Annotated in this window: 27 protein-coding genes; 24 read left to right on the forward strand and 3 right to left on the reverse strand. The window is 59.6% G+C overall.

What is annotated here, in order from left to right:
- Positions 1-183 precede the first annotated feature (183 nt).
- The 4 genes from AWB68_RS22050 (at position 184) to AWB68_RS22065 (ending at position 3,516) form a co-directional block, all read left to right on the forward strand.
- Positions 184-1,230: a hypothetical protein gene (locus AWB68_RS22050; RefSeq protein ID WP_200828759.1), complete on the forward strand. Its 1,047-nt coding sequence runs from the start codon at positions 184-186 to the stop codon at positions 1,228-1,230.
- A gap of 330 nt (positions 1,231-1,560) precedes the next feature.
- Positions 1,561-1,824, forward strand: a complete 264-nt coding sequence (locus tag AWB68_RS22055) for a hypothetical protein (protein WP_087646474.1) — start codon at positions 1,561-1,563, stop codon at positions 1,822-1,824.
- A gap of 14 nt (positions 1,825-1,838) precedes the next feature.
- Positions 1,839-2,558 (forward strand): helix-turn-helix transcriptional regulator, encoded by a 720-nt coding sequence (locus tag AWB68_RS22060; protein ID WP_087646475.1) that lies wholly within the window; start codon positions 1,839-1,841, stop codon positions 2,556-2,558.
- On the forward strand, positions 2,536-3,516 hold the full coding sequence (locus AWB68_RS22065) for a fatty acid desaturase (protein ID WP_160110043.1): 981 nt from the start codon (positions 2,536-2,538) through the stop codon (positions 3,514-3,516). The genes AWB68_RS22060 and AWB68_RS22065 overlap by 23 nt, the downstream gene beginning before the upstream one ends.
- 71 nt (positions 3,517-3,587) lie before the next feature.
- On the opposite strand, the gene AWB68_RS22070 is transcribed toward AWB68_RS22065, so the two are convergent.
- A complete protein-coding gene (locus AWB68_RS22070) occupies positions 3,588-3,878 on the reverse strand; it encodes an Arc family DNA-binding protein (RefSeq protein WP_087646477.1) in 291 nt (96 codons plus the stop codon).
- Between the two features lie 430 nt (positions 3,879-4,308).
- Between AWB68_RS22070 and AWB68_RS22075 the strand changes: the two genes are divergently transcribed.
- The 11 genes from AWB68_RS22075 to AWB68_RS22130 all read left to right on the forward strand — a co-directional run bounded on the left by AWB68_RS22075 (position 4,309) and on the right by AWB68_RS22130 (position 13,324).
- Positions 4,309-4,692 carry a mating pair formation protein gene (locus AWB68_RS22075; protein WP_087646478.1) on the forward strand — a complete coding sequence of 128 codons (384 nt, stop codon included), beginning with the start codon at positions 4,309-4,311 and terminating at the stop codon, positions 4,690-4,692.
- Positions 4,693-4,701: 9 nt separating this feature from the next.
- Positions 4,702-4,986 (forward strand): VirB3 family type IV secretion system protein, encoded by a 285-nt coding sequence (locus AWB68_RS22080; RefSeq protein ID WP_087646479.1) that lies wholly within the window; start codon positions 4,702-4,704, stop codon positions 4,984-4,986.
- A complete protein-coding gene (locus tag AWB68_RS22085) occupies positions 4,973-7,492 on the forward strand; it encodes a VirB4 family type IV secretion/conjugal transfer ATPase (RefSeq protein ID WP_087646480.1) in 2,520 nt (839 codons plus the stop codon). The genes AWB68_RS22080 and AWB68_RS22085 overlap by 14 nt, the downstream gene beginning before the upstream one ends.
- Positions 7,493-7,748: 256 nt before the next feature.
- Positions 7,749-7,985, forward strand: coding sequence for a DUF3717 domain-containing protein (locus tag AWB68_RS22095; RefSeq protein ID WP_087646481.1), 237 nt, complete (start codon positions 7,749-7,751; stop codon positions 7,983-7,985).
- Positions 7,982-8,632 (forward strand): TrbJ/VirB5 family protein, encoded by a 651-nt coding sequence (locus AWB68_RS22100; RefSeq protein WP_087646482.1) that lies wholly within the window; start codon positions 7,982-7,984, stop codon positions 8,630-8,632. Before AWB68_RS22095 ends, AWB68_RS22100 begins: the two co-directional genes overlap by 4 nt.
- Before the next feature lie 189 nt (positions 8,633-8,821).
- Complete coding sequence (locus tag AWB68_RS22105) at positions 8,822-9,133, forward strand: EexN family lipoprotein (RefSeq protein ID WP_087646483.1); 312 nt, start codon at positions 8,822-8,824, stop codon at positions 9,131-9,133.
- A gap of 1 nt (position 9,134) precedes the next feature.
- A complete protein-coding gene (locus tag AWB68_RS22110) occupies positions 9,135-10,226 on the forward strand; it encodes a TrbL/VirB6 family protein (RefSeq protein ID WP_087646484.1) in 1,092 nt (363 codons plus the stop codon).
- Positions 10,220-10,927 (forward strand): VirB8 family type IV secretion system protein, encoded by a 708-nt coding sequence (locus tag AWB68_RS22115; protein ID WP_087646485.1) that lies wholly within the window; start codon positions 10,220-10,222, stop codon positions 10,925-10,927. The genes AWB68_RS22110 and AWB68_RS22115 overlap by 7 nt, the downstream gene beginning before the upstream one ends.
- Positions 10,928-10,944: 17 nt before the next feature.
- Positions 10,945-11,283 carry a TrbG/VirB9 family P-type conjugative transfer protein gene (locus tag AWB68_RS22120; protein ID WP_087646486.1) on the forward strand — a complete coding sequence of 113 codons (339 nt, stop codon included), beginning with the start codon at positions 10,945-10,947 and terminating at the stop codon, positions 11,281-11,283.
- Positions 11,284-11,300: 17 nt separating this feature from the next.
- Positions 11,301-12,077, forward strand: coding sequence for a TrbG/VirB9 family P-type conjugative transfer protein (locus AWB68_RS22125; protein WP_087646487.1), 777 nt, complete (start codon positions 11,301-11,303; stop codon positions 12,075-12,077).
- Complete coding sequence (locus AWB68_RS22130; RefSeq protein ID WP_125483002.1) at positions 12,074-13,324, forward strand: TraB/TrbI/VirB10 family type IV secretion system protein; 1,251 nt, start codon at positions 12,074-12,076, stop codon at positions 13,322-13,324. Before AWB68_RS22125 ends, AWB68_RS22130 begins: the two co-directional genes overlap by 4 nt.
- On the opposite strand, the gene AWB68_RS46725 is transcribed toward AWB68_RS22130, so the two are convergent.
- Complete coding sequence (locus AWB68_RS46725) at positions 13,294-13,596, reverse strand: hypothetical protein (RefSeq protein ID WP_125483003.1); 303 nt, start codon at positions 13,594-13,596, stop codon at positions 13,294-13,296. The two genes, AWB68_RS22130 and AWB68_RS46725, sit on opposite strands and share 31 nt — an antisense overlap.
- Between AWB68_RS46725 and virB11 the strand changes: the two genes are divergently transcribed.
- The 9 genes from virB11 to AWB68_RS51875 all read left to right on the forward strand — a co-directional run bounded on the left by virB11 (position 13,571) and on the right by AWB68_RS51875 (position 22,890).
- Positions 13,571-14,581, forward strand: a complete 1,011-nt coding sequence (gene virB11, locus AWB68_RS22140; protein ID WP_087646490.1) for a P-type DNA transfer ATPase VirB11 — start codon at positions 13,571-13,573, stop codon at positions 14,579-14,581. The two genes, AWB68_RS46725 and virB11, sit on opposite strands and share 26 nt — an antisense overlap.
- Entirely contained in the window at positions 14,568-15,350 is a 783-nt protein-coding gene (locus AWB68_RS22145) for a lytic transglycosylase domain-containing protein (protein ID WP_087646491.1), read from the forward strand. The genes virB11 and AWB68_RS22145 overlap by 14 nt, the downstream gene beginning before the upstream one ends.
- Entirely contained in the window at positions 15,340-15,681 is a 342-nt protein-coding gene (locus AWB68_RS22150) for a hypothetical protein (protein ID WP_087646492.1), read from the forward strand. Before AWB68_RS22145 ends, AWB68_RS22150 begins: the two co-directional genes overlap by 11 nt.
- The gene (locus AWB68_RS49585) at positions 15,678-16,331 is read left to right on the forward strand and encodes a hypothetical protein (protein WP_235028447.1); all 654 of its coding nucleotides are present in this window, start codon (positions 15,678-15,680) and stop codon (positions 16,329-16,331) included. The genes AWB68_RS22150 and AWB68_RS49585 overlap by 4 nt, the downstream gene beginning before the upstream one ends.
- Positions 16,332-16,553: 222 nt before the next feature.
- On the forward strand, positions 16,554-17,153 hold the full coding sequence (locus AWB68_RS22160; protein WP_087646494.1) for a phospholipase D family nuclease: 600 nt from the start codon (positions 16,554-16,556) through the stop codon (positions 17,151-17,153).
- An 11-nt stretch (positions 17,154-17,164) separates the two neighbouring features.
- Positions 17,165-18,640: a hypothetical protein gene (locus AWB68_RS22165; protein ID WP_087646495.1), complete on the forward strand. Its 1,476-nt coding sequence runs from the start codon at positions 17,165-17,167 to the stop codon at positions 18,638-18,640.
- Between the two features lie 2 nt (positions 18,641-18,642).
- Entirely contained in the window at positions 18,643-20,211 is a 1,569-nt protein-coding gene (locus tag AWB68_RS22170; protein ID WP_087646496.1) for a type IV secretion system DNA-binding domain-containing protein, read from the forward strand.
- A 123-nt stretch (positions 20,212-20,334) separates the two neighbouring features.
- On the forward strand, positions 20,335-21,633 hold the full coding sequence (locus tag AWB68_RS22175) for a DUF1173 domain-containing protein (RefSeq protein ID WP_087646497.1): 1,299 nt from the start codon (positions 20,335-20,337) through the stop codon (positions 21,631-21,633).
- A 528-nt stretch (positions 21,634-22,161) separates the two neighbouring features.
- Positions 22,162-22,890: a hypothetical protein gene (locus AWB68_RS51875; RefSeq protein WP_235028448.1), complete on the forward strand. Its 729-nt coding sequence runs from the start codon at positions 22,162-22,164 to the stop codon at positions 22,888-22,890.
- Positions 22,891-23,887: 997 nt separating this feature from the next.
- On the opposite strand, the gene AWB68_RS51470 is transcribed toward AWB68_RS51875, so the two are convergent.
- A complete protein-coding gene (locus tag AWB68_RS51470; protein WP_087646498.1) occupies positions 23,888-24,067 on the reverse strand; it encodes a DUF262 domain-containing protein in 180 nt (59 codons plus the stop codon).
- Positions 24,068-24,364 lie beyond the last annotated feature (297 nt).

Raw genomic sequence — 24,364 nt, forward strand, 5'->3', positions numbered from 1 at the left:
ATTTGCCAGATCTCGTGCAAAAAACTCCAGCATGCAGAAAGATTTCCGGCTTGTGATGTGGATGCCTTTCTTCGTGTATCCGTTTGTAACTGAATTGGCGGAGACAAAGCAAGGGCGCGTATGTTCATATCTTATGAATTGATCTAATCGGGACAGATTGACTGATTGGGATTTCTTCGGAATATGACCACGACAATCGAAGACCGCATGATCTTGCTCCTGAATGAGCAGGCACGCCTCGCGCCAGGTGAAGAGGAACAGCCAACGGGGGCGTTGCGCAGGGCATCTGCTTTGCTACCGAGGCCCGAGCCTGGCCGGGGATACTTGGAGCGGCTGACGGATTACACTCGTATTTCCGTTCAGCGTTGGCGTAAGGTGCTTCATCGTCGACAACGACCCACGCCAGACATGATCGAGGCGCTGGCGCGTCTTTTCCCGCACTATGCTTTCTGGCTAGTCACGGGCATTACAGACGCGACCAATGGCCATGTTGCACCGGATAATGCGCAAACATTTCCGGAACGCTTGTATCAGCAGTCAGATGGCGCATCCCAGTATTTTCGCAAATCACTAGTTCTATTTCGCCGACTATTCGAGGAGTCGGGCGTCAATCTGGAAGATGACCATCAGCGCATGTATGCAGCGGAGCGCACTAGGCCGCTCGCTCACTGGCACGACAGCCCGCTTGTCGATGCGGCTTACCGGATCTCTCAATCGAGGGAGTACAGCGAGCTGGGCGAGATCTGGGAATCCCGTGAGAAGTACAGGGCTGATGACCTGAAGCGCATTTGGCCAACATCCCCTGACGATCGGCCGTGGGTTCAGCGCGCCAAGGATGCAAAGGAACAGGGACTTTCCTTTCCCATACTGGGCGTCGATCCCCGCACCGCGCACCAAGACCACTGCGATCTTTACTACGTCCCGCGAGGGCCTTGCCCAACGCGCTTCGCATTGAGCGTTCTAAACACATCGCCGGCGGAGTTGACTGGCGAGGAGTTGGAACGCCTGCGGACGTGGCTGAAGCAGCTGCAGGACGATGACCTGTCGGTGTTCTTTCAGTATCTCGAGCATCACGGCATCGACCGCGAGTTAATTTTCCCGTGGGAGCCCGGAACCATACGATTCGCGTGGCTCGGGATGGCCGAGTCCGAGATAGAGCGGTTCGTCAATTACGTGCAAAAACTGCGTTCGAGTCGATCGCGCGAGACGTATCCAGCACGGGCTGGATGAAGGCTGGCGCCGCGCTCGGGGCGCATGAGGTGGCCCGGCGATTTGCCGGAGTGAAGATGAGATTTGTTGGATTGGGAACTATGAGCGACTGTATCAGCATTGTGTGCCCTTCTTGTGGGGCCGATCATGGCGATGATGGATGGGAAGTCTTGCAGGACAACGAAGTCCATCGGATGAGGTGCGAAGTCTGCTGCGCGGAATTTTTCGTGTCGATCTTCGAGTGCGAAAGATGTGTGGTAGACAATGTGATTTCGTCTCTGTCTGAGCATGAAGTCAAGGATAGAACGTGTCGTGCGTGTGGACATCGCCCCGAGATCGAAGGCGAGGATTATGAAGAACCTTGTCTATGAGCGAGCTGTTAGCGCCGATGTCGAGAAGGTGGGCATTCGACTCTATCAGGTGCCAAGCGGTTTCATTGCGGAAAGGTATCTGATTCAGGGTGACGAACTGATGCTGGTTCAGATCTTGCCGGTTTCGTCAAAAGGCGAGTTTGAAAAGTTCGTGCTTTCGGACCCCTATCATTCGGTGATGCAGGCAATTTATATGGAAGTGCGAAACATTGTCTGGGCGGATGGGGTCAGTGAAGTAATCTAGACGGATCGATCGCAATGGAACTGAGCTTTGATGCGGTTATAAACGCAGCGGATGAATTGGAGTTGATACCGCTTGTTAGAGACGCAATTCGATCGAAGGGGGCCGAATGGTTTGTGTTCGTTTCGTTGCATCCTACCGATCATTCCGCTAGCCGTTCCACCCATCGATTCTTGATCGGTTGTCGCCCTGAATGGTGTCAACTGTACAACGCGAACAGGTGGTATCTGACGGACCCTTGTCTCGATTACGCACGCTCGAACACGGTGCCAGTGTTGGGTTCGGAGTTGCCAGTCCGGACTCCTGGGCAAAAGCGGATGCTTGAGGTGGCCGCGGAACACGGCTTTTTCAGCATATTCCTCATTCCTGCGCACGCTAGCAAGAAAGGGCGGATTGGAGTTCTCTACCTCGGCTCGAGCACCAGGCCCGAAGAAGGTGAGCCGAAACTCAGGGAGGGGAGAGCATTTTTCCGCGCGCTGGCGCTGGAGCTTCTCGATTGGTCATCGCGAGCAGTGCGAGAAGATGCGATAAGAAAGTGCGGCCTTTCGCACCAGGACGTGCAGTTGATTGGATTCGTCAGATCTGGCTTCAACGCGGGTGCGATCGCCGATGAACTCAAGGTGTCTTCCACAACTGTCTATAGGCAGTTCCAACGGATCAACGAAAAGATTGGCGTTTCGCACATTACCGCAGCGGTGCGGTTTGCGGAAGAAAATGACATCTTCGCGCAACAGTAAGGGCGGGTTTTGGCTATCGACGCTGTTACCAGCGACTGCGGCGGCATTGTTCTTTTACCGGCATCCCTGGCTGTTTTTGCTGTTCTTGGTTGCGGTGGTTCCGGCCGCCGACGCGCTTATCGGTCAGGACGCGGCGGTTGCAGACCAGAAGGCGAGCCAAGCGCCCATGGGGCCTGTGGTTCCGGTCGCTTACATTTGCGTGTGGGGCGTCGCGGTGCTTGTTGCAGTCGAAAGAGCGATGAGCGCGAGACCGCTGGAGTTTGCCGGCCTGGTGATTGCCTGCGGGGTGGTGAGTGCTTTTGCGATGGCGCACATTCATGAGGTAATGCACCGGGGCGGGCGTGGGTCGAAGTTGACCTCCGACGTAGCGCTAGCTGTCGCTGGATACCCTCACTACCGAGTCGTGCATCAACTCCACCATGGCCACGTCGGCGATCCGCGATTCGGCTCGACGGCCCATGTTGGCCTGTCGGTCTGGTGGCACGTGGGCCGCTCCTTTTTCTCGGCGCTGAGATCTGCTATCGCTTACGAGCGGGGCCAGGCCCGCAGTTGGAGGGAAAGCCGGCTCCTGCAGATCGTCCTTGTCACCGTAGCGGTCGTGACTCTTTTCGCGTGGTTTGGTGGCTGGCATGGGGCCGTCTTCTACGTCGGGCAAGGCATAGTCTCCGTTTTCGTCGTAGAAACGGTTGGCTATCTGCAGCACTATGGCCTGTGCGGCAGTCCTGATGAATTGGAAAATCAGGTCGCGTGGGATGTCAATTTCTGGCTGTCCAACCGGTTATTCATAAATAACGGTCTTCACACTCACCACCATCTAGAGCAGACGCGTACCTATGATCGCCTGGTCCACGCCGGGAGAGCGCTTCCTGGCGGCTATCTGCACATGTTCGGCCTGGCGTTAATTCCACCGCTCTGGTTCTCGGTCATGAACCCTAGGCTGCCAAACGCAAACGATTAGCATAAAACGCTGGCGGTAGCAAGGCTAAGCGGACCTCTTGAATTCGTCACCCCATCTGCCGGAAAGTGTCACTACGGTGTTGTCTTGGTAGTGCGCTTGCGTGCGGCAATAGCGAGCATGCGTTCGGCGAACATCGTTATCTCATCTGGGGTCATGAGCTCGGCGAGAGACATTGTAGTGACGGTTTCACGCATTTCGTCGACATCGGTATCCTCGCGGAGAACGCTGAGCCCGGGATAGGTCGACTCCAAACGAGCGACCAGCTCAGCGTTGAGTGGGCGCCGATTCTTCGTGGCGGATTCCTTCAACTGGTAGTAGAGGGACCACGGTAGCCGGAATTGTGAGCGGTAGCTGTCTTTCATAGTGACATTTGACACTATGGTGACGCTGGAATATAGTGACACGGTGTCACTATATAATAGTGACTAGAAAGCACTAGAGGAGACAGAATGGGTGACATCGTTCGCTCGCAGTGTCGACTCCCCCGAGAGCTAAATGAGTGGCTCGTCGAGCGAGCAAAGCAGGAGGCGCGGTCGAAAAATGCGCAACTGGTCGTTGAACTTCGTACTCGTCGGGCCGAACTCGAAGATGAGGCGGTCTGCAAGGGATGCGCATCGGATGCGCCGGTGTCGCCAACGTCGCGACAGGAGGCGGTGTCAGAAGATTAATTTGGGTCCCATCGCGATCCGGCCAGGTTGTTGATGGCACCCGGAGAGCGATAAGAGCGGTTGATGTCGGTGCTATCAACACCGACATCAACCTGACCATTTCGCAACTCTGTGAGGAATAACTATGGCTACCGCCATTATAGGCGCGGTCACGCTCGCCCCTGCCATTCGGCACTTCTTGCTTAGCAAGTCGCCCCCGTTGGCGCGCTCGGAAACAAGGTCGACGGCCACGCTGGTCCTGTTGTTCGTTGCTGCGGTGTTCCCCGAATACGCCTATGCGATGGATTACAGCACAGGCACTGCCTTGGTTCGCGATTTCGTTAGCTGGCTGTTCGTCGACGCGGGTCCCTATGTCTTCATGGCGATTCTCGGCATCTGCGTGATCGGGGTGCCGAAGGGTTGGATTCCAATGAAGAGCGGCGTGGTCGCAGTTATCTGCTCATTTGTATTCTTCGCGGTCCCTTCGATCGTCCGCTATGCGGCGTCGGTCGCTTCCTCGCAGATCTGAGGTGAGGTTATGCGTGATGTACACGAAATCCCGAAAGGCATGGTGCAACCCTGGATGATATGGGGCTGCCTGGCTGAGCTGTTCCTCGGCTCGCTCGTACTGCCCGCGGTTGTCTTCATGTTCCTCAAATGGTGGCCGGTGATGCTCGCCGTGCCCTTCCTGGTCATCGGCGCCTATCTGATTACCGCGAAAGACATGTTTGCGTTTTCGGTCGCTTATCAGAGTTTTGGCGCGACGGCGAAGCCACGTAGCCTCAAATACTGGGGCGGAGCGAAGACCTATGTCCCTCGGTGACTTTCTTGATCGTCATTTCGGCGCGTCTCCATTCGTTCAGCGGAGCGAGGCAGACAAGGATGATGCGGCCGATCTGCACGCCTCGCGCGAACTTCCGTTCGGTCGGAACGCGTACTACAACGGCCATACGTTGCGTACGCTCGACAGCGGACTGGTGCAGATTGTACGTCTCCAGGGGCTCTACGCTGAAATGCTGGATGACATCGGCGTCGATGCGTACAAGCATCAGCGGAACACCGCGCTGGAGTCGATCGCCGACAGCAACGTCGGTATCTACGTGTACGAGATCCGGCGCAAGGCGCACCGGTGGCCCGCCGGCAAGTATTCGAACTGGTTTCCGAATTTCCTCAATGAAAAGCTGAAGGCGCGTTTCCAGACGCGGTCGCTGTATCAGCACGAAATTTATATCGCCGTCGTGCGTTACCGGCACTACGGCGGGGTAGTGGGGCGGCTCGACCGCGTATTCAATGCGTTCGATCCTTCTGGCGCCAACGACAAGCTTGAAAAGGAGTCGCGGCAGGCGCGTGACCTTGAAGAGAAGGTCAATTCGCTGATTAAATCGCTGGCTCACTACGCGCCTCGCCGGCTGGGCCGCGTCGAAACGGAAATCGGACCCTGTTGTGAGATTGCGCGTTTCCTGCGCTATCTGCTCACGCAGGAAGACGGCCCCGTGCTGGCTGACTCATACAACCTAGCCCAGGCGATCGCGAGTTCGTATCTCCATTTCGGCCGCAACCCGATCCTGGGGAAAGACGTTTTTGAGGTCAGCGGGCTCAACCATCGCCGCGTCGGACAGGTGCTCGCCATGTCGCGCTGGCCCGATGGCGCCGTCGCCGGGATGGCAGACCGGTTCCAGCGGCTGCACGCCGAACTGATCGTTACGCAGAAGTTTTTCCCGATCGACAAGCTTGACGCCAGCATGGCGACATCGACCAGTGAGGCCCGGCTGTCGCACGACCGGACGACTGCCGGTATGTCGGCGGAAATCACCGCTCTGCGCATGCGGCAGGCGGCCAACAAGGCCGTGCTCGGCACGCATCACATGAGCGTCCTCGTTCATGTGCCGGTTGAAGGGCGCTCGCAGGATGCTGCGGTGAAAGCGCTCGAGGCGCTGGACGATGCCGTCGGAAAGACAGGCGAGTGTTTCAAGAGCTGGGGTGTGAAGCCTGTTGTTGAGACCACCGGCATGGAGCGCGCCGTGTGGTCTCAGATACCGGGCGCCACGAAGCGGCACAACGGCCGGGTCGGCAAGGTCGAGACGATCCAGTTTGCCGCTTTTGCATCGCTGCACAGCTTTCCACAGGGACGCTTCGACGGGAACCTTTGGGGGGAATGTCTGATGGTTCTGCCGACGGAAGGTCAGACCGGCTACTACCTGAATCTTCACGAGGAGCGCGCCGGGATGGTGCCCGGACACTGCAATTTCGCCGCGAAAACGGGCGTCGGCAAGACATTGTTTGTGGCGATGGTCGTCAGTCAAGCTGACAAGGTGGAGCCCCGGGTGCATTGGTTTGACCGTGAGAATGGCGCAACCGTGTTCATGCAGGCAATGAACGGCGCCGACATCGTGCTCAGCCTATCGCGGTCCCTTGGCAATCCCTGCAAGATGCCCGACACGGAACAGAATCGCGCGATGCTGCGCGAGCTGTTGCAGATGATGGCGACGTGCTACGGCTACAGGCTCACCGTCGACGATATTGAGCGCATTGCCACGGCGGTCAATGACAACTTCGATGACAGCAAGACCAGGTTCGAGGATCGGCGCCTGCGGAATCTGGCTTGGCGTTTCGGTGCGAAAAGTTCGGACCTGTATCGGGCGATTGCAGTGTGGCACAGCGACGGCGCAAATGCCGCGGTTTTCGACAACGAACATGACACGCTCGATGTGACAACGCACCGTCACTACCGCTACGAGATGCGGGAGCTGATGAAAGACAAGGAGGGAAGGCCAGAGCTTCCCACCCTGCTTAACTACCTGACGCACCGCATCGAGCAATCGCTTGATGGGTCGCCGGCGATCATCGTGTGGGACGAAGCCCAGACGTACATCCGCAATCCGTTCTGGCAGCAGAAGGTCGAGCTATATCGCGAGACATTCCGTCGGCGAAACTGTCCGACTGGCTTTATTACGCCAGAGGCGAGTGCCCTGTACCGGCCGGTGGCGGCCGTCAAGAATCAGGCGGTGACGAGCTTCTACTTTGCCAACGACAAGGCCGATCGGCGGGACTATATCGACAACCTGGATTTTTCGCAGAGCGAGTTCGAGTTTATCGAGCGTGCGGTGCCAGAGGACTACAAGGTGCTCATCAAGAAGGGCAGTGGAGTCAGCGTGCGCGCCTCGTTCGATATGTCGGACATGCCTGAGCTCGTGGCCGTGCTGTCGTCGAATGACAGGTCGGTTGAGTTGATGAATCGTATTCGCGCCGAGTTGGGCACAACGGACCCGAGTCGGTGGGTCCCAGTGTTCATGGCGCGGGCGCTAGCTGAACGGACGCACAACGTTTGACTTGAGAGGTGGGGTGAACCTGTGATCGGACAGATTTCAATCGGTGTACTTGGTGCCGCGAGTGTTTTCCTGTCGCAGGACCGACGCGAACACTGGCGGAGATGGGCCTGCATCTAAGGGCTTGCAGGGCAACCGTTCTGGTTCCGGATGGCGTGGGACTCGCAGCAGTACGGCGTGTTCGCGCTTTGTTTCGTGTATGCGTGGTCGTGGGCGCGAGGCTTCAGGGTGCACTGGATGGCTAGCCAAGAGCTGCGTCATGCAGTTCACGCTCGGTGAAATAGAAGGGGCGATCCACTGGTGGCGTGTGCGCGCGTCATCGGATGCCGGGTTTGCCGGCAGCGTCGTGGGATGCGCGCTGGCGCGACTTTATGGCGAGACGATCACTGACCATCGCGTGGTGGCGGATAACGAACTTGACGACGTGCAGCGCGATGCTTTGCGCGTCTTCGTCCGGATGTCAACCGCGCAACAGGAAGTGGAGGTGCAGAAATGAAAGGTATTTCCGTAGCGGCCATCACAATGATGGTCATGTCGACGACAGCTTTCGCAACGGGCGTCCCAGTCGGCGACGCCGGGACGTGGACAGCGCTGGCCGCGCAACTCGCCCAGCTCAAGCAGGAATACGACACGCTCAAGCAGCAATACGGCGCGGTAACCGGTTCGTACGGGCGGGGCGGACAGGGGTTGACCGACGCAATCGACGCGTCGTCCATTGTGCCGGGCAGTTGGCAGGACGTTGTATCGCAGCAGAAGAGCGGCGTCTACGGCAGCCGACAGGCGACCTACGAAAAGGTGATGAACACGATGTCACCCGATGACTTCGCGGACAAGGGCGAGGGCGCGAACTACAAGATGAGTACCGACTCGGTTCGCTCGGCACTGGCCGGCGGGGAGTCGCTGTACGACGAGGCGCAAACGCACCTGCGTAACTTCCAGAACCTGTCGCAGCAGGTCGACACCACGCAGAACGTCAAGGATGCAGCCGATCTGCAGAACCGCATGTCGGCCGAGTTCGGCATGGCGCAGTCCGCGCAAACGAAATTGCAGGCCATCAATGCGAATCTGACCGCGAACCAGGTGAACGAAAGTAATCAGGCTACGGCGGCTCGCATGAAGTTTTTTCAGAACGTATCGAAGTGAGGGGCGACATGCGACGCATCGCTTTTTACCTACTGATCGCCGGGGCCACGTGTCTGGCGGGTTGTGCGCATTCCGGCACGATATCGAAATCGCCATGCGCGTGCGATTTTCATCTGATCGTGCAGCAGGCGTAGCAGGTGCGCCGTGGCGCCTGCCGGCGCACGGATGACTGAAACTGGAGACAGGCGGATGACTTGGACGGGCAAACTCACTTGGTTCCTTCTCGCGGTCGCAGTCGTTGGATGCGGCGGCTTGATTTTTTACGTCGTTGTGCATACCCGTGGCCCGGGTGGCAGCACTATCGAACCCGCCGCGCAGACTGTGCCGGCGTTCGAGCCGAGGACCGAAGCGTATTACCTCGCGCATCAGGGCGAGATGAAGCAACGACTGGCTGAATGCAAGAACCACGGTATCGGGGTCGGCGCCGACACGCCGGAAGCAAGGGATTGCACGGCAGCGGCCGCAGCGCTTAACGATAGGTTCTTCGGGGCGCGCAAGTGACATGGCCGATCCGGTAGATCAATTCATCCAGACGCTGTTCGACAGCATCCCCTCGCGGACGGAAGCGTTTTTGTCGACCAACTATCCGGTGCTGGGGCACGCGGTCACGCAACCCGCGTTGTACCTCGCGATGATCTGGGTGGCCGTGAAAGTGATGCGGGTTCATTCCGGGCGCGATCCGGCGGACGTATGGCCTTTGGTGAGGATGCTCCTCACGATCATGTTCGTGTTTGCAGCATTGAACTGGGGCGGGCTGGCCGGACAGATCTTTCACTCGTTCCAAGAGCTGCGTGACGACACCGTAAGTTCGCTGATGGGTGGGCAATCGATGACGCAATATCTGGAGAACGATTACGACAAGTTTTCAGACGCATCCGGCCAGATGATGAAGCAGTCCATGCTCAATATCGGCATCGTGCTTCTCGGATTGGCGTTGCAGATCGTCAATTCAGCGATGGTCCTGATTGCTCTCGTCTTGAAGGTTGGGTCCGACATGGGCTTTGCGGTCACGATGCTGCTGTTCCCTCTGTTCGTGCCGACGTTGTTGTGGAACAGCACGCGCGGATTCGGCATGAGCTGGTTCGCGGCAATGGCGAAATTCGCACTGGTCGGAATCCTGCTCGGCGTCATCGTGAAATTCAGCTTCGATATCACCGACCAGTTTGTCTCGAAGATGGATCCCAATGCGATGACGGCCCAGGATGCCTTCGCCGCAATCATCATTGCGGGGGCAATAACGCTTTTCATGGCCTTTACCATTCGCCCCCTGGCGGCCGCCCTAACATCGAGCGGCGCCGCCGGCAGCGGCATGGCGGACATGATCGGCGGCTTCATGATGTCCCAGATCATGTCGAAGTTTTCCGGCGGTGGGCGAGGCGGCGCCAGCGCAAATCCGGGCGCGGCGACTGCACTGACCAGTATCAGCAACACACAAACAGCTCACGGCAATCAGCTTGCGCGGATCGAGCGGGCGCTGTCCTCAGGGGGCGCGACGGGCACTTCAAGCATGTCGAGCCCGTCGGGTGCCGGACAACCGGGTGGCCCGGGGGGCAGCGCTCCTTCGAGTGGCGCATCTGATGGAGTTCGATGGTGAGCGCGATTATCCAAAAATCATCCAGGGTACGTAATGCGCCAGCGCCTGACATACCGCCAGCTGAATCCAATGAGGCGATTCGCGTATCCCGGAACCGTGCTTATCTGCTTGCGCTGGCCGCGTGGCCGATCGCAGGCCTCGCACTGGCTTCGATGGCCTACGACAAGGCCAATCTGGAATATGTACCACCCGTGGTGCTGACCCTCGACAGAAACAACCACGTCGCAAAAAGCGAGATCGGCACACCTACGGTGCTCAGCGCGAAAGATGCCGTGATCGAAAGCGAACTTGCCCGCTACGTGACTGAACGCTACACGCTCGATCGCGCGTTTCGTCAGGACCATATTGATTATGTCAGGCTGCATTCAGCGTCGGACGTGGCGGATCGCTTCAATCACGAGATGGACGCGAAGAACAGGGACAACCCGTACTACAGCATCGCCGAGACGACGGTGCGCCGGGTCAAGGAGGTTCGCGTGCGGATTCTCGACCGGGACGACCGCAAGGCCGAAGCAACGTTCACGACCTACAGCGATGGGAACAGCGACAGCAAGACGGTGTACTGGCATGTTCTGGTCCGCTACGACTTCGTGAAGCAGGCGTTGACGCCGCAGAATCGCTACATCAACGGGACGGGATTCATGGTGACCGGCTTCGAGCCAAACACAGAACCGGGTGCGCCGGCTCCACCCGGAGGTTGAAATGGGAGCAGGAAGTGATGGCGGCCGATCCCGTGCTGCGCAGTACTGCAGGTATTGTGCAGTGCCTGCCGTACATGCCGGACCAGATATACGACCTGAAGATTGCTGACAGGACCTTGCCGGCGACGGATTTTCCGCGCGACGAGCACATCAAGGCCGTCGCGCAGAGCACGGCGCCGGTCTTTCATGTTCAAGGAACGGGCCACGCGCTTCTGGCGACGGCCGAGAGGCCTGGCGAAGAGATGGGGCTGAATGTGACGACGACGCGCGGCACTTACCACATGCAGATAGCGTCGATTGACGCTGCGCTGCAGGCCGCGCACATCGTGCATTTCGTGACGCTCTCGGGGTACTAACCGGTAGAGGGAACGACATGAAAACGATTCGCCACGGCATGCTGGCATGGTCAGTCGGTATTGCGTGCGCCTTTATGGGTGTGAATGCACAAGCGGCCAAAAATCCGCGCTGTGTGATCACGGACAACCGGGTATGCCAGCTTCAGTTCGATCCGAATCAGGTCTACGAAATCACCGGTGTCTATGGTTATGCGACGACGATCGAGTTCGCGCCTGGGGAAAGGATCCTCAACAAGGCGATCGGCGATTCGATCGGCTGGCAGGTCCTGAAATTTCGCAATCATCTTGTGCTCAAGCCAGTCGAACCTGATGCAAGAACCAATCTGACGGTCACGACCAGCAACCACGTCTATTACTTCCGCCTGTCCAGTTCGAAGAATCCGGAACGCGCGACCTATGCGGTGCGCTTCCTGTATCCGGCTGACGGAAACGATGGATGGAGCGACGATTCGGGCGGAGTCTCTGAGGTGTCATATTCGCAGCCCCGCATGGTTAACAAGAATTATCAGGTGTCGGGTGACGAAAGTGCGTTCGGGCTGCAGCGAGTGTTTGACGACGGGCAGTTCACTTACTTTCTGACCACCATCGGCAAGCCCAAGCCGACCATCTACATAGTTGACCGAGACGGCACCGAGGCGCTTGCGCCCATGCGCAGGGAAGGGCCATACCTCGTGATCGAGCAGATGGCTGACCGCTTTACGCTGCGCGATAGCGATCGCACCTTGTGCGTGATCCGGTCGCAAGAGGGTGCGGTGACGCAGGCGCAGCGTTCGCCCTGGGGAGGCGGACATTGACTACGACTGAAAACCCGAATGATCTGCCTCGTGAAAGCGGGCAACCGGGGGGCGAGCCGGGCGATGCAGACGACAGCCTGAACGAGCGCCGGCGCGCAGCTGATGTGCTCCGGCAGACGTCGCTCGCGGCCGATCCTGCCCGCGGCCGACGTCAGACCTTTTTCACGGCCGCAGGCGTGATTCTGTTTGTGCTGGTCGTCGGCGGGTTCTACGCGATGAAGCATGACTCGCCAGCATCATCGAGCAGTTCCGACAAGCCGAAGATTGACGAAGACACGACGAAGGCTGCGCCGCTGGATGCTGGTCGGCAGAAACTTCCGGCGTCGATGGCGGCAGCTGCGTCGGCAACAGCGGCAAGCTCGGGCGGTTATCCGGACGAAGCGCGACGGGCTGCGGAGCGTCAACGTCAGGCGGCCGCAGCAGCTGAACAGGCACGCAGAAAAGCCGAAGCACTACGTGAGGCACGGATGAAATCGGGCCTGTTTGGTTCTGACACGGGTGGCGATAGTTCAGACGATGCGGGCGCGCCCGCTGATGGTCAGCAGGGCGAGGCGGGTCAGGGGCGTCGACTCGGCGGCGACGGTCCGAATGATCCGAATTCGGTCTTTGCGCGCAGTGTTGCGAACGCCGACGATTCGATTGTCAAGGCGCAAAAAATCGAGAACCTGCAATGCAAGATGGAGCCGGGTTCCATCCTCGAAGGCCACCTGCTGCCCCGCATTATCTCCGACCTGCCTGGCTCAATCACGATCATGCTGGATCGGGATGCTTATGGAGAGAAGGGCCGCATTCCGCTGCTGCCGTGGGGCACGCGCGTTACAGGAAAACCGAATTCGTCTGTGCGCAAGGGGCAGGAACGAACCTTCATTGCAAGCGCCGTCGCCTTGCGTCCGGATGGCGTCAAGATCCATGTCGACTCACCGGTTGCCGATCAGCTCGGATCGGCGGGCATCGATGCCGACGTTGATAACCACGTTGGCCAGATCCTCGGCATGAGCGCGGCGTTGGCAATCCTTGGCGCGGGCGCATCGAATTACGGGGTGTCGTCCTCGGACCGCAATAACTCATCTGCGATATATCGCGAGAACGTCCAGTCGTCGATGGCCCAGTCTTCGCAGCAGCTGCTGGGTAGCTACGTCAACATTCCGCCGACGCTCAAAAACGACCAGGGCACGCGCGTGCGCATTCAGGTCGAGCACGAGCTGGACTTTTCCAACTACTGCAAACCCGATGACGAGGGAGATTGATGGCAACAGATATCTCGCACGTTCAACGCGAACTGCGCCGCCAGCTCGACGACGCGGTCGCCGATGCGTTGCAAGCACAAATATTCAGGGACTTCGCCCGGGATGGCGAAAGGTACCTCATGCTTGCGCAGGCAAAGCTTAAGGCCGTTGCCCGCCAGTGTTTCGATGCGCAGGTGTGCCTCGATCGTCCGTCGGTGCAGCAGGCCGGCGCGGTGGCTCGCGCCGAACGCATCCGGAGACACTGACATGTCGATTGTGCCGGCATTCTTCAACCGCACCGAATCCATCCGGCCGCTCTTCGATGACGTCGATGTTTCGGAGATCGCGGTGAATGGTCCAGGAATCGTGTGGGCCGGCCGGAAGGGCATGCGTTTCATGGAGCGAGTGGATACACCGGTACTGACCGAAAGCACGTTGCGGGACTTCGCCGAGCTGGTGGCGCATCACTCGGATCAGGAGACAAACGCGCAGCGCCCACTCCTCGCGGCCTCGATACCTTCGGAACTGACAGGGCCGGGTAATCGCGACTTCCGGATCCAGGTTGTTCAACCCCCATCGGTGCCTGCCGGCACGATTGCGATCGCGATCCGAAAACCTTCGACGCTCGATCTGGCGATGCGGTACTACGAGGAGAGTGGGGCCTTTGATCGAGTCAATGAACCGCTAGCAGACTCGGAAGACACCGATAAGAAGCTGGCGTCGCTATACCGGGACTGTGCGTGGCCGGCCTTCCTGCGACTCGCCGTCAAGACGAAGAAGAACATCGTTGTGAGCGCACCGACTTTTGCTGGCAAGACGGAGTTCATCAATATGCTTCTTAAAGAGATCTCGCCAGCTGAGCGGATCGTGACGATTGAAGACGCGCGCGAGCTGCGGCCGCCGCAGGCCAATGCGGTGAACCTGCTGTATTCGCGGGGCAATCAAGGCACTGCGAACGTGACGCCAGTTGAATTGATGGAGGCGTCATTGCGGCTGTCGCCGGATCGCGTGATTCCGGGCGAACTGCGCGGCGCCGAAGCATACGTCGCGCTCGAAATGCTCAATTCGGGGCACGGTGGCTGGATGACGACGCTGCACGCAACCAGCCCCGAACACATGTTCGATCGGCTCGCGCAGATGGTCATGCGCTTCGGTTCGACCTTGCAGCGTGCGGAGATTGTCGACTATGCCCGCAGTCTTATCGATGTCGTGGTGCAAATGCATCGCTACGACGATGGGGTACGAGGAATCAGCAAGGTGCTCTATGCCCCCCATTAAATCGCTCGTCGTGCCTCTGGCGTTAAGCCTGATGCCGCTGTCCGTTCAAGCGGTAAAGACGGATATGGAGGTGGCTGCGCCACCGGTTGCGGCGCCCTTTGTTTCGCTGGCCCGGGATTGTGCCCTTGACGTTCATCACGCCCTGTTGGGGCGAGTGGCGACCGTTGAGAGCAGCGGCAATCCGTTCGCGATCGGCGTCGTCGCCGGTCATCTTGCGCGACAGCCGAAGAACCTTCCGGAAGCGCTGGCCACCGTCAAGGCGCTCGACGCCGGCGGCTGGAATTACAGCGTGGGCCTGGTGCAGGTCAACGTACACAATCTGGCGCGTTACGGACAGACCACCGAGAGCATTTTCGAGCCCTGCACGAACCTCAAGACCGGTGCCGCGATTCTTAAAGCGTGCTACGCGCGCGCGAAACTGCAGTTTGTGCAGGCTGATGACGCGGTACGCGCGGCGCTGTCCTGTTATTACAGCGGTGATCTGACGCGAGGCGTCGCCTATGCCCAAAAGGTGGCGGCTGCCGTCCCGGCGTCCGGCGTGCAGGGGGCGCAGCCGATCGATGTTGTCCCAGACGTTCTCCCTGCCCGCGGACCCGCACGACGCCCGGCGGCACGGACGGAGCGCGCCGCAAGGTCTGTGGCCAAAGACGACTGGTTCACGACCTATGGGGACGACGACGAAGACGGTCAGCTTAATGGGCGACTCAACGACCAGACTGGCGGCTCGCGCAAGGCAGTGCGGGCAAGCGGAGCCGTTGATGATCAATAACCGGTATCGGATGCTCGCTGCGGCCCTCATGTTGGACGGCTATGCCGTCACGGCGGCCGTGGCGGCATCGAAATGGTGGCATCACCAGCCTGGGGCCGGAGGGCAGTTTGCGGCGCTCATGGTGCCTATGTCTTTTTATCTGATGGCGCGACTGGTGCGGGAGAGCGGTGTCTGGGTCCTGCTGCCGCCCGTGCTTGCCTTGATGTGGTTGGGTGCACTGGCGGCTTCGCCATTCTGTTTGTTGGGCCTGGCCGTGCGCAACACGTGGAGTGCCTGCCGAAACATGAGGGTCGGGCGCAAGGCGCTTGCCTGGAAACGGGGTGGCGTATGACGATGAAAAACAGAGGTCGGCTGATGTTGCTCGCATCTACGCTCGCTTCAGGCGGTCACGCCAGTATGGTCCGTGCCGATGACGATTACGGATGCCGCGTTGTGATCTGCATGGGCAACTCGTCATCGAATGGCGGCCCGTGGGCACCGGACACCTGTGGACCGGCAATGGATCATCTGATGGACGATCTCCGCCACGGCCGCGGCTGGCCGCAGTGTAAAGACTCGGATATGACCGTCCGTCAGAACAACACGCCGTACGATCCATGCCCTGCTGGCACAACGGCCGCGGCGGCCGGCGCCTGGGTGGCCGAAGGGCAACGCACGGCCGGAGCTCGTCCGTACAGCGGCATGAGCGGTTTCGCACCGATCGGAACGCCGAGGCCTTCGGTGGCGGATCTCAGCAGCGGCTATGCATATTACGGGCCGCAGGCCTGTGTGGGAAGCCAGGTCGGCGCGTATCAGGTGTACGGCGATCCCTCGGGCGATGCGTCAGCTGTGAGGTGGCGAAACGGGCGTGACGACGGCGGATACGACGGCGATCCAGTCACCGTCACGGTGTATGACCACATCGTCTGGCTGCAGCCGCAATCGCCGAATGCGGTCGACGTGTACGAGGCCGGCCAGTTCCAGACACGAATCCATTACTGACAGGGTGGCGGGCATGACTTACGCGGCAGCGCATGGTTGGACACGGGTTGATCCGTATGAACTGGTTCATCCGGCCGGATGGCGGATTGCCAGCTGCATTATTACGGGTAAGCCTAGACACATTCTCGGGCACGGTGGCGACACGCAGGGCAATTCTCCTGGTTTTGACGTTGCCGTCGCGAAGCACGTCGAGTTATTGGGCTCGGGCCGGTGGGGGCGAGGGTGAGCAGCCTTTATCGTTCTCTCAGATCTGCAGCCGTCACGTCAACCCTGGCGGTTCTTGCCTTTCCCGTTCCGACCTACTCGAGCAGTGCCCGGGCCGCATGCGTAGCCCCTGTCGGTCCTGCGATCGACACGGGCTTTTCGCCGGAAGGTTCTGCCGAGCGGCTGGTGCTCAAAGCCATTTGTACGGCCCGGCATTCGGTTCACCTGTCGGCGTACAGCTTTACGTCGCCGGCGATCGTGCAGGCGTTGATCGACGCGCATCGGCGCAGCGTTGACGTGGCGGTGGTTGCTGATCGGAAGAGCAATCTGGTCGAGGATCGCAGCGGCAAAGGCCGCATCGCACTCGATCTTCTGTCGGGTGCGGGCGTCGGTGTCCGGACCATCGATGTGTATCCGATCCATCACGACAAGTTCATGGTCATCGATGGTGAATCGGTCGAGACGGGCAGCTTCAATTTCACGACGTCGGCCGCCAGGTACAACAGCGAGAACGCCGTAGTGATGTGGCATGTGCCGATGGTCGCGCAGGCGTACCAGCAGCACTGGCAAAGCCGGTTTAACCAAGGGCGCCCCTGGTCCGGGCAGGCGTCTAACTGACGGAGGCTTTTATGTTTGAAGACACCGTATTGCGGTTTAGCGACAAGGAGCGTCAGCAACAGCTTGCGGAGCAGGAACAGGCGCTCGCGCAGCGCCGTGCGAGTCTCGAGGCGCGCCAGAAGAATCTCGCATATCGGCAGGACTGGCTTAAAAGGGAGCCGCACGCAGTCGCGCAGGCAGTAGAGCGCGAGGACCTGCAGCGCCGTGAGGACAAGCAGCTGGCGATCGATGCCAAGGCGCTGAAGGCACGCTTCGGCCTGAAAGATGTTGAGCTGATCGACACGGCCGCAATGCGGGGTGCGCTCGAACAGGCCTTAGCAGAAAAAGAGGTTGAGCAAGCACAGCGGGCAGAGCAGATTACTGACCGGGCGTCGCTCTTGTCGGGTCTCAACAAGCTCGCGTTGATTGACGCAAAGAAGACTGCCGAGATACTGCACGCGAACAAGGATCTGAATGGACCGCGCGAATGGAGTCGCCAGGAAATCGCCGATCTGTTCGCGAAGGCTCAATCGCGCGTCGACGACAAGGGCGCCACTCACACCTACCCCAAGACGCTCGAGGGCTGGGCGAAATCGCTGGAAGTTCGCAATCGTGAGCTGGAGCTTGCCGAGATCAAGCTCGATGCGCAGGAGCACGCGTTACGGGCGCAGGTGCGCCGTGCGATCGAGAGCCCGGAGAAGGCCGCGGCGCAGCCCCTCGCGGAGCAGGCCATGCAGAATGCCGCCGACCGCACGGTAGAGGCAGCGTCGGGCAAGGGTGCGGCAGCGACCGCGACAGAGAGCGTCAGTATTGATACGTCTCTGGAGACCCTGAAAGATCCGGTCAAATTTGCAGCGACTGTGGATACGGTTGCGAAGACCACTGCGGTCAGTGCCGAACAGGCCAAAGCCACGCTCGAAATGCTGCGCGAAATGAAAGAGGCCAATGCCGGCAGGGCGCCGGATGCGGTGGCGTCTGACAAGGTCGCGATCGATGCTGCGCGTAATGCGTTCTTCGCGCGCGGCAGTGAGAAGAGCGCCGTGCCCGTCGAAAAGGTAGTCAAGAAGGCCGCGGAAAGACCGGCGGAGCAAAAGTCGAACGTCGTCGAAATGGGCGCTGGCAAGCGAACGCCGTCAGTTGCGCCAGTGGAGAACAGTGGCCAGGCGCCGGAGGCAAGGACGTCCATCGACGGGGTCGCTGGCTTCAAGAAACTTGGTCGAAACAAAACGAAGGAGGTCGCCGATCGGGGTGCTCCCGCTGCCGGCAAGTCGGCAGTCGCGGGCAAGGTGCAACAGGTGGAAGGGACCACCGTCGCGCGTGCCGATGCAGGACCACGTAAGAAATTTTCCGAACTGAATGCACACGAAAAGCTCGAGCGTCGCGCTGAGTTCTTCGGAAACCTGCGCGAGTCAGCCGGCTTTACGCGCGACGGCAAGCAGTCAGTCTCTGAGCGGGCCAAGGAGGCCTTCAGGCCGGGAAAGCAACGTGAAGGACACGGAATCGGCTGACCATGCAAAAGCACGAGGTCGTGATGGTGCAGTGGACTGGCGCAGCGTTCGCGCTTGTCCTTGGCCTTTGCGTGTCCTTCACCCTCGGAGGGTATCCGCCTCTGCCGTTTCCTGCGGGGATCATTCACGGTTGCATGGCGGCCGTGCGTGATCCATTACTGCTTTGGGGCGCGGTGCCGGGCGCGGCGCTCGCGGCGGGGGTCGCCTGGGCGTGCCACGAGTACCTATTCAATGGCTTCGAAGGCTACCGGTACGCCAAATTCATTCGTGGCACGAAGACGGAAAACCGGCACCAGTTGAGCAGCCGGATCGGGCGGCATAACAACAGTTATCGCAAGCTCGCAGTGAAGCACGGTGATGCACCACGCGCGCCGGTTGTTGTGTGCGGTGTCGAGATGCCGACGGATCTGGAAACGCAGAACCTGATCATTGTGGGCGCACCCGGTACAGGGAAGAGTCAGGCGATCAATGGTCTGGTCGCATCGGCACTGCGCCGCGATGACCGCATGGTGGTGGTCGATCCGAACGGCTCGCTCATGTCGCGTTTCTATCTGCCTGGCGACTTGGTGATCAACCCGTACGACGCCCGGTGCGTCGGCTGGTCGCTGTTCAATGAGGTCGATCATGGCTTCGACTTCGAACGCCTCGCGCATTCGGCGATTCCGCCGCAGAACGGTGACCAGGCCGAAGAGTGGGCAGGGTATGCGCGTGCGGTGCTCGCGGACACGATGAACAAGCTTGACCAGGACGACATGCGCGACATGGTGACGTTGACGGATCTGCTTGTGCGTGAGCAGCGCCCGGTATTGCAGAAGTACCTGGAAGACACGGATTCGGTGGGTTTCTTCGCGAAGGATGCGGACCGGGCAACGGCCAGCATCATCTTTACGCTGAACAAGTACATCCGGCCGTTGCGGCGCATTCCCGATGGAGATTTTTCAATCCGGCGCTGGATGAGCGATGAAAAGGGCGGGAACATCTGGCTTACGTGGCGCGAGGATCAGCGCACGGCGCTAGGTCCGACGATCCCGGTCTGGCTCGATCTGATCTACGCGATGATCCTCAGCGAAAGGCCGACTTTCGACCGGCGACTGTGGGTGTACAAGGACGAACTGGCCTCGCTCGGACGCCTCTATAGTTTCGAGGCTGCGGTCTCGAAGGGGCGTAAACATGGCCTGTGTGTGGTTGGCGGTGTTCAGGATCTGGTACAGCTGGACATGCAACTGGGCGAACTGCCCGCGAAGGCAGTGCTCTCGTGCTTCCGCAGCCTGCTTGCGATGGGCGGCGCCAATGCCCTGACGACCAAACGTATGTCTGAGATGATCGGTACGCACGAAGTGGAGCGCCACCCGATCGGCGTGCAGGGACAGTTGCGTATCAATACGCGCGAGCGCCGGCGCGAGTCGGAGCCTGTCGTCACGTCGTCACAGATATCGAACCTGCCCGACCTGAACGGCTACCTGAAATACGGCAAGGATTGGCCGCTCGCAAAGATCAGCTTTGGTGTGCGTGATTACCCGGTACGGGTGCCTGCCTACATCGAGGCGCCGCCACGTGCGGTGCTTCAGTAAACCGCTATGCCTGCACCGGTCCATCCAACGCCGCCTCCGCAGAACGAACCTGGGGCGACCGCAATCATCATCGGCGCGGCCCTCCCTTCAACGCAGTCGTAACGACGTCGTCGAGGTAACGCTATGAACGAGTTTCGATTCGATAACCTGATTGTTGCGGCTAATGCCGTTGACATGCAGGCGTATCTCGCCGATGCGCACGGCGAGAAGATTCGGCCGCTGTGCATGTGTACGCCGGGCGGTGTCCCGATGTATGTCGCAAAAGTAGGCGAACACTACGTGATCAAGCGGATGCCGAATACTGGGGGCGCACATGCGCCGGACTGTGCGTCGTACGAGCCGCCGGCGGAACTCTCCGGACTGGGCGAGGTGAAAGGTGAGGCTATTCAGGAGAGCACCGACGACGGCATTACCACGCTCAGGCTCGATTTCAGTCTGTCGAAGACCGGTGGTAAAGCTGCGCCGGCACCTTCGGTTGTGGCGGCCGACACGGTGCGCACAGACGGCGCAAAACTGACGCTGCGTGGCACCTTGCACTACCTCTGGGAAGAAGCTGGCATGAATCGCTGGTATCCGGCGATGGAGGGCAAGCGCAGCTGGTACGTCGTGCGCAAATTCCTCCTGCAGGCTGCAGCGGGTAAGGTGTCCAAGGGAGAGCCGCTGGGGCGGTCACTGTATGTACCGGAGTCATTCTCGGTGGAGCATGCAGCAGGCGTGACGCAGCGCCGCATTGCTCACATGGCGGAGCTGGCCATCAACAAGAAAGCACGCAAACTGATGATCGCGATCGGAGAAGTGAAGGAGATTGCGGAATCGCGTTATGGCTTCAAGATCGTCGCAAAGCACCTCCCGGATTTTCCGTTCATGCTGAGTGAGGATCTGCATCGACGGCTCCAGAAGCGTTTTTCGAATGAACTGGCATTGTGGGACAGCGTCGAGGACGCGCACCTCGTGTTCATTGCAACTTTCGGCCTGAGCCCTACCGGCATCGCGTCGATCGAGACGCTTGCCGTCATGGTCGTGTCGTCCAACTGGATTCCATTCGAGCACGCTTACGACAGGCTGATGCTCGATGCTCTCACGGCGCATAAGCGCCGCTTCGTAAAGAGCCTTCGTTACAACCTGGCGGAAAGCAAGCCGCTCGCGTGCGCGGTGCTTGCCGATGTATTACCGAAGCCCGTTGCGCTCTATGTGCAGCCGCCCGGCATCGAACAGGAAGACGAGGATGCGCTGTCTGCGCTGATTGAGCAAAGCGACATACCGTCGTGGATCTGGCGCGCGGGCGAGGAGATGCCGGAACTGCCGCCGTCGACGTTAAGCCGCGGTGCGAAGTCATTGCGGCGTGTCAGAACACTGGACGAGGTCAATGCGGCGGCGGCGGATGCGGCCGCATCGTCAGGCGCGCAGGAGCCTGGGTGGTGAAGCGAGCCTTATTTGTCCGGCGGCTCAACGTAGTTGTTGCAAACAAATGTCATGAGCCGCTTCGATCGGAAAATTTTTTATTCTCTGTCAGTAGGACTGCGTAGCGCACGGCGAAACCGAACCTACAAAAGAAAAACCCCCGCCTGGCAGCGAGGGTAGTTCTTGATGAGAGCCAGCACAGAAGTGCTAGAGACATCGGATTCAGCGAATTGAATTCGATTCTAGCAACACTTCACTCTGTGTCAAGCGTCGTCCGTGGGCGTCCGATCGTAAAAAAATGAGTGATCGTATGAATCGACAAGCCAACCGGGCCGGACGGCCCGTACCCGTTCCAATCGCAATATCTGCGCCGCCCTACCTGACGGGGCCATGCAGGCGAAGGCCGATTCTTTCATCCGTGTTCCTGATGCCAGCGCCGACGCGGTAGCCTGCACCGGTATGTCCGGTCGGTTGCACGCACGGCGCGTCGCGGCGCTCCCGCCAGGGTTGCCGAACCCGCCCCGAACCGGGGCGGGCGGACACCCGCGCGTGCTGACCGAACTAATGCACCGCCTCGGGCGCTATCTCGATGCGCCCGACGAGTGGTTGCCAAGCTTGAACCGCGCGAACGGTTCGACGCGTCAGCAACGAACTGAACGCAGCGTCGCGTGCGTGCAGTTGCTGCGCGCGAGCCTCAAATACCTCGATTTGGTGACCATGCGCGTGGGTGTTCCTTCGACGGGCGGCGGCATGCAGAACCTGACGCTGCCGTTTCTGGCCAAGCAGGCTGGACTTGACCAGCGGCGCGCGGAGCGTGCAATGCGCGACCTGCAGAAGGCAGGACTGACCTCGGTGTGGCCGCGCTGCGAGCGTATCAATGACGGTAACTACAGGGGACTTGCTGCGATCAAGTATGTGCCGCCGGCCCTCTTCGGCGCGTTTGGACTCGCGAAATGGCTTCGCCACGAACGTAGCAAGGCGCAGCTCCGTCAGCAGATGCGGGCGGCCGCCGACGTGAAACAGCGCCGGGGCGATACACGCGAGCACGCCCGTGGCCGGCTCTGGATGGCGGGCTTGAAAAACGGTGTGGCGGAATGTGCCGACCGCTCACGGCCCGGCCCGACTGGGGCGTCCCGCGGGAAGGTCGTCGATGCTGAAGCCGAGTTCGAGCGGCAGATCCAGATCCGCGCCGGCCAGATCAAACAGGCCGATCCTTCCTTGGACCACGAGACCTGTTTCAGGCTAGCACGACAGCAGCTCGCGCTCCCGCGCCGCTAGCCTTCTTCTCCCGCATGACCAGTCTATCGTGCCCTGCGAGGCACTGGCTCGTCCGGATTTTGCTTGTCAGCGGCCGCCGTGCGTTCCTAGACCGTTTCCGGCGGATTGGCGCACGCACGGATCCGGCTGAAAGCCAATTTCGCAAACGCGCCAGCAGAGTTATCCACAGTTGATGCAATGCACAATCAAATAAGTGTCGTGAAACCCGCGATTTAACTGTCGGTTCTTAATCACCGTCTCTTTTCACTACCGTCCGGTGAAAAAGTGCCTACCCCACCGGATCCGCGGTCCTTCGCCCCGACGCTGCGGGTCGGCCCGCGCGTGCTCCGCACGCATTTATCCGGTCCTCAGATCTCATCCGTAAATCAGCACGCTCGTGTGCTCGCCTGATTGCCGTGCACGCGTTATTTACTACCAAGCCCCACGACGTCGCGAGAGCAGGCGATAATCCGCCGTCGTAGGCCACCTGAAAACTGCCACCGACCGAACCTCGAAATATCGGGCCAAATTATAATCGTCACTTCGCATCGCGAGGCGCATCCGGCAAGCTTAACCGTCGATTTCGAAAGGCAAGATCAACGATTAGCGCTGCGTCAAAGAGTGCCGTCGGCGGAGTTGTTGCGTGGCGATTCGACCGGGAACGTTTCGGCGCAAAACCGTGCGATTCCGATAGGAAGGGTTATCGAAATAGCACGGGCGAAGCGCCCGTTTGTCCAACGGCCAAAACCGCGGCAGCCCACCCTGGGATTCGTGAACCGCCGGATTCGGGCGGGACGACCGGCTCTTGTCGACCCGGACTCGACACTCGCGCTTCCTCAAAGCAGCCGTTCGTTTGGCCGCACAATTGCCAAAAATCGACGTCGCCACGCTCATCAAGATTTAGTAGCCCGTCGAATTCGTCAGGAACGTGACCACCGTCGGTTTTTGGTTGCCGATACTCAACTGTCTCCGTCGCAAAGCCGGCGTGCGTAGGTATCGATTATGGTTATACGCGCGGCTATGAATTCTTGGTAGGTTGCGTTTTTGTAGTCAAAAGCAGAGGGAAGCGGGAGGAGATTCGAAGCAAAAAACTGCTCGCTACACTGTCCAAGAGTTTCAGCGCTTGCTCATCTTCCCAAACATATGGCCGTTGGAATTTCGGGATCTTAACGCGTCCTTGTTTAATATCCTCAATCAATGACGCAAAAAGACTGTATCGGTGCTGAGTCGGTTTGAAATGTTGGTCGCCATTATTCTCTCTTCATTTGCCGAAGCGTGTAGTTCAGCGGGTACGCTCACCCAAAATTGGCGTATTCCTGCCGGTCTGGATTGTCGACGATTTACGCATTGATGTCGAATGACTGAAAGTGGCCGGCAACTGCCGCACCCGGTCGACCGTAGTCGACCCTCAACCGACGGCGGACCAGCCGCCACCGAATCGTCAGCTTCCAAGGTTACCGAAGCGGTCATTTACGCCCTTCTTGTCGCTCGGCGG

The organism is Caballeronia choica, assembly GCF_001544535.1.
GTDB lineage: Bacteria > Pseudomonadota > Gammaproteobacteria > Burkholderiales > Burkholderiaceae > Caballeronia > Caballeronia choica.